The sequence below is a fragment of the Mycobacterium sp. genome, from assembly GCF_052144515.1.
In the GTDB taxonomy this organism is placed as follows: domain Bacteria; phylum Actinomycetota; class Actinomycetes; order Mycobacteriales; family Mycobacteriaceae; genus Mycobacterium.
Genome location: NZ_JBKQQD010000304.1, coordinates 1 through 9,950 on the forward strand (window position 1 = coordinate 1; position 9,950 = coordinate 9,950).

Here is a 9,950-nt window from a genome sequence, read left to right on the forward strand (position 1 = left end):
TTTGCACGGCCGCCGGGTCGCGGATGTCGCATGCCACCTGTACGGCCTTGCCGCCGGCGGCATCGACCGCGGCGGCGGTCTCCGCCAAAGTGCCGGTGATCTTGGGGTGCGGTGCCGCGGTCTTTGCCAATAGCGCGACGCGGGCGCCGTCGGCGGCTACGCGCACGGCGATGTCACGGCCGATACCTCTGCTGGCGCCGGTCACCACGACCACACGGCCTGCCAGCGTCGGACGAAGGTCGTCGCCCATAGCCCTTACCTTTCTTACCCTTTGGCACCCAGCCGGACCAAATGGTATAACTATATACCGTATTTATCACCAGCGGTTTCAGCAGTGGTCGAAAAGAGGCTGAATGACTCACGTCGTTTCGATAGGCACCTATTTGCCGCCGTGGCGCGTAGGCGACCGGACGGTGAAAGGGCCGGACGAGGATGCACTCACGATGGCGGTTGCCGCCGGACGCGCTGCCGACCCCGACGCCACCGCTCAGCGGGTCGTGCTGATCTCCCGCGACTTCCCGCTGCTGGAGGGTGGTAACGCGGCGGTGCTCCTGGCGGGGCTGTCGCTATCGGAGAGCGTTCCGGTCGCCGAGGTACTGGGCGGCGGCCCGGCGGTACTGGACCAGATCAGCGGTGCCGCTCCGGACACGCTGGTGATCGCCACCGACGACAACGACGCGGCGGTTGGCGCGGCGGCCACGCTGGTCGGCGCCGGTACTGGCGGCGCCGAGGTTGAGGCGGTAGGCAGGCAGACGGGGAGCCTGCCGATGCAGGCGCGCGGCGCCGACGGTGCTCGCCACAATTACGTCGATGCGCGGCTCCAACGTGACGTCGGCGCCCGTTCGACCCTGGCGCGGCTTGGCCTGGCCCCCGACCGCGCGGCCGCTGTGATAACCGGCGTGAAGGGAGCCGATCTCCGTGGCACGTTCGACGTCACGAAAGCAGCCAACGATCCTTCCCCGTCGGCCGCCGCCGTGATCAGGCTCATCGCCAGGGCAATAGAGGAATCCCGAGCCGGGTTGGTGCTGGCACTGGAACAGTCCAGCGCCTCGGCGGCCGAGCTGCGCCTCGGCAGCACCGCACCACGCATCAATCGTGACGAGATGGCGGGGCGCGCGCTGCCTAAATTGCGCATCGCCGAGGGGGTGGGCATCCCGATTTCACTGCCCGCATACGCTCGAGCCTTCGAATCCAAACTACGTTGGGAGGCGGCGGTTTTTGCAGACGATGCCGATTCCGGCAACGGCCCGTTGACACCGCCGCGGCTCAGGGTCAACGCCGCCGGTGAATTGGCCGACTACCGGCTCGAGCCGTTGCCACGCACCGGCTCCGTCTATACCCACACCACCATCCGTGTTCCGGTTCCGAATCTGCCCAGCCCGTATTCGCTGGCCGTGGTTCAGCTCGACGAGAGCCCGGTGCGGGTGCTGCTCAAGGTGACTGGCGTGCCCGCCGGTGAGGCGGTCATCGGCCAGCACGGCTCGGTGGTCCTGCGCAGGATCGCTACTCGCGCCGGCATCCCCGACTACGGATATATGTTCTGGCCCGAGGACCACGAAGTACCTGAAACCCAAGGAGCGTCGGCATGAGGAGAGTTGCGATAGTCGGCGGGGGTATGACGGCGTTTGGCGAGCACTTCGGCCTGGGTATCAAAGACCTGTTGCCGATGGCCTACGCCGAAGCCGTGGCACACGTGGATAAGGGCATCGACAAGTCGGAGATCCAGGCCGCCTGGTTCGGTGAGTTGTGCACTACTGACGGCTTTCCTGCCGGCATTCTCGCCGACACGCTCGACCTCACAGAAATCCCGGTGACGCGGGTGGAAAACGCCTGTGCCACCGGCAATGACGCAATCCGGAATGGCGTACTGGGAATCGCTTCAGGTCTCTATGATGTCGTGCTGGTGGTGGGTGCCGACAAAGTCCGCGAGACCGCGACCAACATCACCTTTTGGGAGTGGGGGGCACTGACTCGTGATGTGGCGTGGGACTATCCGCTGGGGCTGATTGCGCCGGCGAACTTCGCGCTGCACGTCACCCGTTACCTGCATGAGTCGCCGGCGACCCGCGAGCACATGGCGATGGTGGCGGTCAAGAACCACTTCCACGCCTTGAACAACCCGAAAGCTCAACTGCGGTACGAGATCACACTGGAGCAGGCGCTGGCCGCGCCGCTCGTGGCAGACCCGTTCGGGGTATATGACTGCACACCGCAGAGCGACGGCGCCGCAGCGGTGATCCTTGCCGCCGAGGAGGTCGTCGACCGCTACACCGATAGGCCGGTGTGGGTACGCGGAGTGGGAATCGGCATGGACCGTGTCATGCATCAGCACAAGACCGATATGACCACCTTCCCGCCCACCGTCCGGGCCGCAAAAGCCGCGATGGGGATGGCTGGGTTGACACCGGCTGACATCGACGTCGCAGAGGTGCACGACTGCTTCACCGGCGTCGAGCTGATCAGCTACGAAGACCTCGGCTTCGCCAGTCGCTTCGAGGCGTACAAGTTGATCGAAGCGGGCGAGACTTACGTCGGCGGGTCGATGCCGGTCAATCCGAGTGGGGGACTAAAAGCCAAGGGACACCCGCCGGGTGCCACCGGCGTAGCCCAGTGCTATGAGCTTTTCAACCAGTTGCGCGGCGCGGCCGAGAATCAGGTCGATGGAGCACGAATCGGCTTGGCGCACAACATCGGCGGGCCAACTGCGGTCTCTGCGGTCACCATCCTTTCCGGCGACAAGAATTGATAGGAGAACAGATGACCACGTCCGAGATTGCGACATTGGCAGGTTATGAACAGTTCGCGCCTTCGCTGTTGGTGGAAAAGGTCGGCGCGGTACATCTGGTGAGCATCAACCGGCCGGAGGCGGCCAACGCGGTCGATGAACCGTTGCACGACGCCTTGGGCGCGATCTGGCGGGTGCTCGGCGCCGACGACGACGTCCGCGCTGTGGTGACTACAGGGGCCGGGGGTAAGGCGTTCTCGGCCGGCGGGGACATGGTGATGTTCCGGCGGTTGATCGAGGATCCGACGGCCCGGGCGCAACAGATCGCCGGAGCGCGAACGGTGTTCACCGAGGTGATCAACTTCGGTAAGCCAATGGTGTCGGCGGTCAACGGTCCGGCCGTTGGACTCGGCTGCTCGCTGGCACTGCTGTCCGACCTACTGGTCATGGGGGAGAGCAGCTTTCTGGCCGATCCACACGTCGCGGTGGGACTCACCGCCGGCGACGGCGGGGCAGCGATGCTGCCGTTGCTGATCGGGATGATGAAGGCGAAGGAATACGTCCTGCTCGGCGACAAGATCACGCCATCGATCGCCAAGCAGCTCAACTTGGTCACCCGTGTCGTCTCCGACGACAAGGTGCTCGAGGAGGCCTTAGCCCTCGGTGAGCGCCTTGCCGCGCTGCCGCCCCAGGCTGTGCAGTCGACGAAGTTCGCGATGAACATGCATCTGTCGCGCGCTGCATTCGGCGTGCTGGAGTACGCGCTGGCCGCCGAGCACACCTCGTTTTCCACGCCGGAGTTCAAAGAGCGAGTCACCGCGTTCCTGGCCCGCCCGAAAAAGTAGGTGCGCAGCCCGTTCAGCGACAGCTTGTCACTCGCGCGGCGATCGCCGGCTTGCCCTCGTCTCCGACAGCGGGTGAGCTAACGGGGTGCAGTTCGATCGACAGCTCTGAGGTCGCGGCAGATCATTCGAGCAGATCCACAACCGTCGAGAGCTTCGATCCGGACAGGACGTACTCCTCGGCTTTCTCTAGGTGCCTCCCCCAGAGCTCCGCGGCCTGATCGGCCTCGCCGGCCTTGATCATGTCCAGCAACATCCGATGGGTCTTCGCCGAGCGTCGGGTCGCCTGCTCGGCTCGCGGCCCGGTAGTGGGCTGCAGCGAGCGATTACCTTTCACAATGATGTGGTGAAGCATCTCGCTGACCATCTGCAGTGTGTTGTTTCCCGACAGTCGAGCGATCGCAGCATGAAAATCGGTCAGCTGGTCGACGGCGAGCTCGCCGCGCGGCAGGTTGGCCTCCCGCTCGACGATCTCCTCAAGCTCAGCGATGACAGCGGGGTCGCGACTTTTGGCCAGCTGTGCCACCATCGGCGTTTCAATCGTCACGCGCGCGTCGTAGACGTCTTTGAGGGTGACGCCCTCGTATTCGAGTATCAGCCCTGCATACCGCGCCAATGTTTCACGGCGGGGCCGATGTATGCGTGCGCCACCCCGCACGCCGCGCTCGATTTCGATCAACGACTCGGATTCCAACACCCGGAAGGCTTCACGCAGGGTCGGACGCGACACCCCGAACCGTTCCATGAGCTCCGATTCGGGCGGCAGCATGGTGCCCTCGGTAATTTCGCCGCGGACCAGCATACGGCGAAGCACGGTAGCCACCCGGTCGGCCATCTTCGGTTCCCGAAGGCTGTTGACCTCCACGGTGTATCCCCTTTCCCGCAAACCACTTAAATCGGCATTGGATTAACCATCTTGCAGGTTAACGGAGACCGACCATTTCCTGCGCTAGCTGCGATGATTGCATCGTCAGTAGCCCATCGCGCGGCCGACGAGGTCTTTCATGATCTCTGTGGTGCCCGCGTAGAGGCGCTGGACGCGCGAATCGCGCCACAGTCGGGCGACCTCGTACTCGTTGATGTAACCGTAGCCGCCGTGCATCTGCAGGCAGCGGTCGACGATCTCCCATTGCACTTCCGAGGTCCACCATTTGAGGCCGGCGGCATCCTCGTCGGTCAGCTCGCCGTCGTTGGCGGCCAGCACACACTGATCCAAATATGTCTGCGCGGCATCGAGTTTGGCCTGCATCTCCGCGATGAAGTGACGGTTGACTTGAAACTTGCCGATGGGCTGACCGAAGGCGGTGCGCTCGAGCGCGTATCGCTTCGTCAGCTCGAAAGCCCGGCGGGCCATGGGCAAGGCGTAGCAGGAAACGCCGACCCGCTCGGTGGCCAGATGCGAAACCAGGTGGTAAAAGCCACGATTGAGTTCGCCGACCAGATTCTCCTTGGGGACCTGCACATTATCGAAGAACAATTCGGCGGTATCTGCCGAGTGCTGGCCGATCTTGTCCAGCTTGCGCCCTCGGGTAAATCCCTCCATGCCGTCCTCGATCATCAGCAAGCTGATGCCGCGCCGTCCGGCGCCCGGGTCGGTCTTGGCCGCCGTCAAGATCAGCTTGGACAGCAGCCCGTTGCTGATGAACGTCTTCTGGCCATTGACGACCCAATGGTCGCCTTCGTCGCGGGCGGTGGTCTTGATACCGGCCAGGTCCGAACCAGCAGCCGGCTCAGACATCGCGATCGAGCCGATGTATTCGCCTGCAATGAATTTGGGCAGCCAACGCTGCTTCTGCTCCTCCGTGGTCAGGTCGTTCAGATATGGCACCAAGATGTCGTTTTGCACCCCGAAGCCCATGCCCACCGATCCGGTGCCGAAAAACTCCTCAGCGAGGATCTGATTGAACCGATAGTCAGTGATGCCCAGGCCCCCGTAACGCTCGGGCAGTGCCCAGCCGATCAAGCCATGTTCACCTGCGGCCACCCACGCCTCGCGGCTGACCATGCCGTCGCTTTCCCACTTGTCGGCGTACGGCGCACACTCACGCTCGAAAAATTCGCGGGCAGTCGCCCGGAACTCGTCATGGACTTCGTCGAAAATGTTGCGGCGCAACACATCCTCCAATCGTCAATCCCAGGAGATGATCGCTGGCAAGGCGCGCCCAGGTGCGTACATGTCAAAGAGGCGGTCGGCCAGAACCGCCTCGAGATATTGGTAGGAACCGCATAGCGAATCGATCTGGAATCCTCGCGCGACGTAACGGTGCAGGTCATGTTCGGCGGTGACGCCGATCGCGCCGCACGCCTGTAAGGCTGCGTTGCATATCGTGCGGTGGGCACGCCCAGCTGCGGCCTTCGCGGCTTGGGCTGAGAGTAAACCCCCGTATCGCCACGACTCCGCCAGCAGTGCGCGCGCCCCTTCCAGGCCGGCGGACGCCTCGGCCAGCGCGTGCCGCGGTGCCTGGAAAGAACCGATCGGCACGCCGAACTGCACCCGAACTTTGGCATGGTCTAACGCGATTCGCAGCGCCTGGTCGGCCAGGGCCACCAGTTCTGTGGCCAGCGCGCGGTGCGCGGCGCCCGCCGCGCGCTTCCATTCGACAGAGGCACCGACGGTCGAACTGGCCAATGGTCCGCGAACCCTAGTCCAGTGCAGTGAGGTATCGAAGGTGTCGATCCGCGAGGCCTCCAGGCGGTCTGCCTCGACAACACTCACCGACACGGTGCCCAGCGGTCCAGCCACCGGCACCAGCAGGCGCCCGCTCGGCGGTCCAAGCACCACGCCCGTGACTTGGCCGTCGCCGGATGCCGGCGCATCACCGTCCGACAGGTGGGGAAGCACGATCCCGTCGGCGGGCTCGTCAAGGAGAGGGGCCAACTCGTCGAGCATGACGCGATCCAGGCAATCGGTTTGCGCCAGCGAGCGGCCCTGAGCGCGGAACAACAGTTCGCAGGCCTCTACCGGATACTCCGATTCGATATCCGCCCACCCGAGTTCGGCCAGCCGCGGGCCGATTGCGACGTGGCTGCTGCCCTTTTCGGCCAGTTCGTCGAAGAGTCGGTGCACCGCCTGCTCGACCATGGGCCAGGAGTCATCGGTCACGTGCGAACCTCCCTGGGCAAGCCGAGAAGGTGGTCGGCGATGATCCCGCGCTGGATCTCTGCAGTACCGCCCATGATCGTCGCCGCCCGCGAGTACCACCAGTCCGCTCGAAGCGTGTCGAGGTCGTTGCGGCCGACCTCGGCGTCACCGGCCAGCATGCGGGCGCGCTGAATATCGAAGATCAGGTCGTTGACATCGCGCTCGGCGGTAGAGAACAGCAGCTTGTCAACGCTGGTTTCGGGACCGACCGTCTCGCCCGCCGCGAGCTTGCGCACCGTTACCGCGCAGCGTGCCGAAGCGGCGGTCACCGCCACGTAGATACGGGCGAATCGCTCCCGGTGGGCCGCAGATGCTCCACCCTCCGCCATCTCGTTCCGCAGCCGGCTGAGCGCGGTCAGCGCCTTGGTCAACGCCGCGTAGCCATACATTCCGCGCTCGAACTGGAGCAGATACATCGCCACAGCCCAGCCGTCGCCGATAGCGCCCAACACGCGCGCAGCGGGCACTCGGACGTCATCGAAGAAGACTTCGGCGAGCTCACGGCGACCGCTCGCCAGCGCGATCGGCCGGACAGTCACGCCCGGGGTGTCTGCGTCAACCATGAGCATGGTCAGCCCCCGATGGCGACTCTGCGGATCGCCGGTGCGAACCAGCACCAGGAACCTGGCGGCGGTGGGGCCCTGGCTAGTCCAAATCTTTTGGCCGTTGACCACTAGCCCGCCGGCTCCGTCATCGACGGCGCGGGTGCGCAACGTTGCCAGGTCACTACCCGATTCGGGTTCTGAGAAGCACTGGCCCCACCACTCGGCGCCGCTGAGGTAGTAGGGCAGATACTGGGCCGCTAGGTCGGGCGCGAATCTCAGCAGGGCAGGCCCCAACGTCTCTATCGTCCAGTGTTGGCCCGGAACCGGAAGCATCGCGTGCGCTAATTCCTCGTAGTAGACAGCGCGGTGAATCTCGCTGCCGCCCAACCCCCCGGCTTCCCGCGGCCACCCGTAGCGGCTCCAGCCTGCTTGGTGCAGCCGAGCCAATATCTGCGCGTCGAAAGCAAGCGATTCCTCGGCATTGTCGAACGACGCCGACCGCCAAGCGTCGGCCCAGTCCAGGTTCTGCAGATAGCCGCGGAAGTCCTGCCGGTAATAGGCAACGTCCGATGTGTAGTCATGATCGTCTGCAGACACGTTTCACCTCCCCAGACTGCCGCCAAATCCGCTAAACATTTATATACAATCGATACGATAGCTCACAGCCGACCCGTACGAGAGGTAACCCGGAATGACTGACACCCTCCGCGGCATTCGCGTCGTCGAGCTTGCCTCCTGGTCGTTCGTACCGTCAGCGGGGGCAGTGTTGGCCGACTGGGGCGCCGATGTCATCAAGGTAGAGCACCCCGAGACGGGCGATCCGCAGCGGGGGTTGATCAGTTCTGGCGTGGTAACCGCCGCCGGTGGCGTCAACCACTTCATCGAGCAGCCCAACCGGGGCAAGCGCAGCATCGGTCTGGACACGTCGACGCCCGAGGGCCTCGAGTTGCTGATGAAGCTGGTCGAAACGGCCGACGTCTTTTTGACGAACCTGCTTCCGCAGTCCCGGAAGCGCATGGGCATCGACGTCGAACACGTCCGGGCCCGCAATCCGCAGATCATTTACGCGCGCGGACACGGATACGGCGCGAAAGGTGAATTCGCCGATCATGGCGGGTTCGACCTCGCAGCGTACTGGGCGCGCGGCGGAATCGGGGACGCCTACGCGGCCGTCGACGGCGCGTATCCACCACCGCAGCGGCCGGCCTTCGGCGATGTCTACGGCGGGTTGTCGATCGCCGCAGGAATCGCAGGCGCGCTGGTCAAGCGAGAACGAACCGGCGAACCGTCGGTGGTCGATGTGTCGCTGCTGGCGGCGGCGATCTGGCAACTCGGGCCGGACGTCGTCGGCGCGGGTGTCACCGGCACCGATATCCCGAAATTCAAACTCGACGAGATGCCTAACCCGGCGGCAAGCATCTACAAGACCCGCGACGACCGGTTCATTGCGTTCGTGCTGCTGCAAGCAGACCGGTTCTGGGCAGACTTCTGCACCAGGCTGGGCCGGGAGGACCTGATCGCCGACGAGCGTTACGCGAACGCCGCCACGCGGTTCCACAACCGCATCGAGTGCATCGTCGAGTTGCGCAAGACCTTCGAGTCCCAAGACCTGGCTCATTGGGAGAAGGCTTTCGCCGGTTTCGACGGCGTCTGGGATGTCATGCACACCGCGCGTGAGGTGCACGACGATCCGCAGGTGATCGCCAACGGCTACCTGCCCCGCACGACCGACGCGAACGGCAACGAATTCGCTTTGGCCGCAAGCCCGGTGCAGTTCGACGAGGCCCCGCTGCAATTGGGTCGCGCGCCGGGCCACGGCGAGCACACCGACGCGCTGCTGGCCGAGTTGGGATTCAGCGAGGACGAGATCATCGATTTCAAGGTGAACTCGGTGGTGTTGTGACCGCCGGCCGTTTCCTGCACGTCAATCTCAACGTTGACTCGGCCGATGCCGCGGCGGACTTCTACGGTCGGATCATCGGTATGCGCGCGGTGATGCAAACCGACCCGGATGTGCCCGCAGACGGGTCGATTTTCGGTATGGATCAGCGGATCTTCACCGACACCCGGTTCCTCTACGATGCGCGCGGCGGGCGTGGCGGTTGCGCGCTGGAAGTGATCGAATGGCGCAGCCCGGTCCTGGTCCGTGACCCCGGCGGCGGCCCGGACCGGCCGGGCCTGAGCGCCGCGTGGTTTGCGGTCGCGGATCTCGAAGCTGCGGCTGCGGCGCTGCAAAACGCAGGTGTGCCGGTCGGTCGGCCGGTTGACGGCCTGGTCTCCGGGCAGAAAGCGATCCTGGCGAGCGATCACGACGGCGTGGTCGTCGAACTGACGCAGGCGAGCGGGACAGATGCGCCGTTGCTCAGCGGAATTCGGCTGTCGGTCAGCGACGCCGACCCCGCAATCCGGTTCCTGACGGCGATCGGTTTCTCGGTTGTCGAGCCGCTGCACACCGAGAGCGTTGCCGGCGACCAATTGCTGCCGGGCGGCGGCGCCGTGGCCGTCGACTGTCAGCTGGCACGACTCGCGCTGGCCGAGGATGGTCACCAGTTCACCGTGCTGCTGGTTGAGCACCCCGGGGGAGCCCCGCAGCGCGCCCCTGGCGGCGCGTCCAGTCAGGGCCTGTACCGCTGTGCACTGCGGGTCGACAATGTGGCTGCGGCCCTGGCGCGTCTACCCGACTTCGTCGACGTGAC

The 9,950-nt window shown here is 64.8% G+C and carries 10 protein-coding genes; 5 read left to right on the plus strand and 5 right to left on the minus strand.

What is annotated here, in order from left to right:
* The coding region (locus ACLP9N_RS20525) for an SDR family NAD(P)-dependent oxidoreductase (RefSeq protein ID WP_442409139.1) at window positions 1-250 on the minus strand (250 nt) is incomplete at its 3' end.
* A 103-nt stretch (window positions 251-353) separates the two neighbouring features.
* Here ACLP9N_RS20525 and ACLP9N_RS20530 point away from each other — a divergent pair.
* The 3 genes from ACLP9N_RS20530 to ACLP9N_RS20540 are packed head-to-tail and all read left to right on the plus strand — an operon-like array spanning window position 354 to window position 3,570.
* Entirely contained in the window at window positions 354-1,589 is a 1,236-nt protein-coding gene (locus tag ACLP9N_RS20530) for an OB-fold domain-containing protein (RefSeq protein WP_442409140.1), read from the plus strand.
* Window positions 1,586-2,746: a thiolase C-terminal domain-containing protein gene (locus ACLP9N_RS20535; RefSeq protein ID WP_442409141.1), complete on the plus strand. Its 1,161-nt coding sequence runs from the start codon at window positions 1,586-1,588 to the stop codon at window positions 2,744-2,746. Before ACLP9N_RS20530 ends, ACLP9N_RS20535 begins: the two co-directional genes overlap by 4 nt.
* An 11-nt stretch (window positions 2,747-2,757) precedes the next feature.
* Complete coding sequence (locus ACLP9N_RS20540) at window positions 2,758-3,570, plus strand: enoyl-CoA hydratase/isomerase family protein (RefSeq protein WP_442409142.1); 813 nt, start codon at window positions 2,758-2,760, stop codon at window positions 3,568-3,570.
* Between the two features lie 121 nt (window positions 3,571-3,691).
* Here the strand turns inward: ACLP9N_RS20540 and ACLP9N_RS20545 are convergent, their stop codons facing one another.
* The 4 genes from ACLP9N_RS20545 to ACLP9N_RS20560 all read right to left on the minus strand — a co-directional run bounded on the left by ACLP9N_RS20545 (window position 3,692) and on the right by ACLP9N_RS20560 (window position 7,851).
* Entirely contained in the window at window positions 3,692-4,432 is a 741-nt protein-coding gene (locus tag ACLP9N_RS20545; protein ID WP_442409143.1) for a FadR/GntR family transcriptional regulator, read from the minus strand.
* Window positions 4,433-4,537: 105 nt separating this feature from the next.
* Window positions 4,538-5,680 (minus strand): acyl-CoA dehydrogenase family protein, encoded by a 1,143-nt coding sequence (locus tag ACLP9N_RS20550; RefSeq protein ID WP_442409147.1) that lies wholly within the window; start codon window positions 5,678-5,680, stop codon window positions 4,538-4,540.
* A 15-nt stretch (window positions 5,681-5,695) separates the two neighbouring features.
* Entirely contained in the window at window positions 5,696-6,649 is a 954-nt protein-coding gene (locus ACLP9N_RS20555; RefSeq protein ID WP_442409148.1) for an acyl-CoA dehydrogenase family protein, read from the minus strand.
* 17 nt (window positions 6,650-6,666) lie between these two features.
* Window positions 6,667-7,851, minus strand: a complete 1,185-nt coding sequence (locus ACLP9N_RS20560; protein ID WP_442409144.1) for an acyl-CoA dehydrogenase family protein — start codon at window positions 7,849-7,851, stop codon at window positions 6,667-6,669.
* A gap of 94 nt (window positions 7,852-7,945) precedes the next feature.
* On the opposite strand from ACLP9N_RS20560, the gene ACLP9N_RS20565 reads away from it, so the two are divergent.
* Window positions 7,946-9,157 (plus strand): CaiB/BaiF CoA transferase family protein, encoded by a 1,212-nt coding sequence (locus tag ACLP9N_RS20565; protein ID WP_442409145.1) that lies wholly within the window; start codon window positions 7,946-7,948, stop codon window positions 9,155-9,157.
* Window positions 9,154-9,950 (plus strand): VOC family protein (locus ACLP9N_RS20570; RefSeq protein WP_442409146.1); only part of this gene is annotated, 797 nt, incomplete at its 3' end. The genes ACLP9N_RS20565 and ACLP9N_RS20570, both read left to right, overlap by 4 nt.

Excerpts from the sequence above, each read along its gene's own strand:
- ACLP9N_RS20530 (WP_442409140.1), top strand. The coding sequence starts at position 354 with ATGACTCACGTCGTTTCGATAGGCACCTATTTGCCGCCGTGGCGCGTA.
- ACLP9N_RS20535 (WP_442409141.1), top strand. The coding sequence starts at position 1,586 with ATGAGGAGAGTTGCGATAGTCGGCGGGGGTATGACGGCGTTTGGCGAG.
- ACLP9N_RS20540 (WP_442409142.1), top strand. The coding sequence starts at position 2,758 with ATGACCACGTCCGAGATTGCGACATTGGCAGGTTATGAACAGTTCGCG.
- ACLP9N_RS20555 (WP_442409148.1), bottom strand. The coding sequence starts at position 6,649 with ATGGTCGAGCAGGCGGTGCACCGACTCTTCGACGAACTGGCCGAAAAG.
- ACLP9N_RS20565 (WP_442409145.1), top strand. The coding sequence starts at position 7,946 with ATGACTGACACCCTCCGCGGCATTCGCGTCGTCGAGCTTGCCTCCTGG.